The organism is Ensifer sp. SSB1, from assembly GCF_016652895.1.
Classification (GTDB): domain Bacteria; phylum Pseudomonadota; class Alphaproteobacteria; order Rhizobiales; family Rhizobiaceae; genus Ensifer.
Map to the genome: position 1 here is coordinate 1 of NZ_JAEPRP010000029.1, position 1,962 is coordinate 1,962.

Here is a 1,962-nt window from a genome sequence, read left to right on the forward strand (position 1 = left end):
TTTTCGCGGTCGGCAGCGTTGATGCGCTGGATCGAGAGAGCGCGGAAGTTGCGCTTGTTGACCTTGCGGTCGCGGTAAGCGAACTGCTTCGAACGATCAACCGCTGCCTTGGCGGCGCGGATGGTGTTCTTGCGACGGCCGTAGAAGCCCTTGGCTGCCTTCAGCGTCTTCTTGTGCTTGGCGTGAGCGGTAACGCCGCGTTTTACACGTGCCATGTCATGATCTCCTTAACGTGTCCAATATGCCTGAAAGTCTTAGAGACCGTTCGGCAGGTAGTTCTTGACGACCTTCTTGCCATCGGGCTCGGCGAGAACCATGGTTCCACGCGCGTCGCGGATGAACTTATTGGTACGCTTGATCATGCCGTGGCGCTTACCAGCGGCGGCAGCACGAACCTTGCCGGTTGCGGTGATCTTGAACCGCTTCTTGGCAGACGATTTCGTCTTCATCTTGGGCATTTTGCTACTCCATTGTTCTTAAGAATGCGAAACAGACAGACGAGGTCCATTTCCAGCGTTAAGAACGGCCACGGCATGCCCTGCCGGACCGTTCGGACGGGGGCTTATAACCGTACATCCCGAAAAGCGCAACTGGGGAATCGAAGATGACGCTGCGAGCTATGACACGGCGCATCCCCATCTTTGTCCGGCGCATCTCCCGGCACATCCGGAAGCACGCGCCCTAGGCGGGATCGCGTGGCCTCCGGCGGCCGCCGCCGGCGTCGAAAAGCAATGCGGCCTCGAGGCCGCCCAGCGGCGACTGCCCCAGCGACAGCACCGCACCATAGGCATCCGCGATATCGGCACTGATCGCAAGTCCAAGGCCAGTGTTCGCGGCGTGATTGCCCTTTGTGTTCTCGCCATGGGTGCCGCGGCGCATCACCTGTTCCCTGTCGCCCTCGGCAACGCCCGGACCGTCATCGCCAACGGCAATGCGCACACGCCCGCCTGTCGCCTCGGCCGATAGGCGGATGCGGCTCCGCGCCCATTTGGCGGCGTTGTCGAGCAAGTTGCCGAGGCATTCGGCGAGGTCCGCCGGGTCGACGTCGAGCGAGATCGACGGATCGACATCGACTTCCCAGGAAATGCCGCGCTCCGCCGTGATCGGACGCAGGACGTTGACCAGCTTACCCCCAAGCGTCGCGATCGACGTGGTCGCCATGCGCTCGACGCCCATGCGGGCCGCCTGCAGCTGGCGATCGGCGCGCTGGCGCACGAGATCGACCTGCTCGAGCGCGGTCTGCCGCTGGTCCTCCGGCAGGCTCTCGGCAAGCTGGGCAAGCACGGTCAGCGGCGTCTTCAGCCCGTGGGCCAGATCGCTGGCACGGGCGCGCGCCTGCGCCAGGGCTGTCTCGCGCTCGGAAAGCAGCAGATTGATCTCGGCGACCAGCGGCTGGACTTCGCTGGGGCCGGCCGAGCCGAAGTCCTTCTCGGCGCCCGAACGAACGCGGGCCGCCCGATCGCGCAAGCGCACCAGCGGCGAAAGCCCGAGCGCGCCCTGCAGGAAGGCGGCGCCAACGAGCACGAAGGCGGTTGCAAGCAGCATCAGCCGGATCTGGCTGTGAAAGGCGGCCAGCGCATTGTCGAGTTCAGTGCGGGCAAAGCCGGCCGCCACGGAAAACCGTTGCGCGGTCGGTCCCTCGCCGAGCGCCAGGGCTTGCTGATAGATCAGCATGGGCGCCCCGTCCGGACCTTCCATCTCCAGGAAGCCCAGATGGTGCGGCGCCGATGGCCGATCGTCGTCGATCACTGTATCCCATAGAGAGCGCGAGCGAATGGGGGTGCCGCCATCGCGAGTGATCTGCCAGTAGCGTCCGCCAGCCGGCAGGCTCAGCCTTGGATCGGCCGGCTCTCGCGGCAGAACGAGTTCGCCGTCGCGCACCGCCACCTGGGCGGCGATGGTATCGACCAGCGTCGCCATTTCCGCGCGGTAGCGCTCGACAACGTAGTCGGTAAAAAGCCT

The 1,962-nt window shown here is 64.8% G+C and carries 3 protein-coding genes; all 3 read right to left on the reverse strand.

Translation table 11 applies throughout. The features are described 5' to 3' along the window. Window positions 1–215: 50S ribosomal protein L20 (gene rplT / locus I8N66_RS09875; RefSeq protein WP_291152964.1), on the reverse strand; the 215-nt coding region annotated here is incomplete at its 3' end. Window positions 216–254: 39 nt separating this feature from the next. Continuing rightward, on the reverse strand, window positions 255–458 hold the full coding sequence (gene rpmI / locus I8N66_RS09880) for a 50S ribosomal protein L35 (protein ID WP_077962740.1): 204 nt from the start codon (window positions 456–458) through the stop codon (window positions 255–257). Between the two features lie 223 nt (window positions 459–681). Continuing rightward, the coding region (locus I8N66_RS09885) for a sensor histidine kinase (RefSeq protein ID WP_291152970.1) at window positions 682–1,962 on the reverse strand (1,281 nt) is incomplete at its 5' end.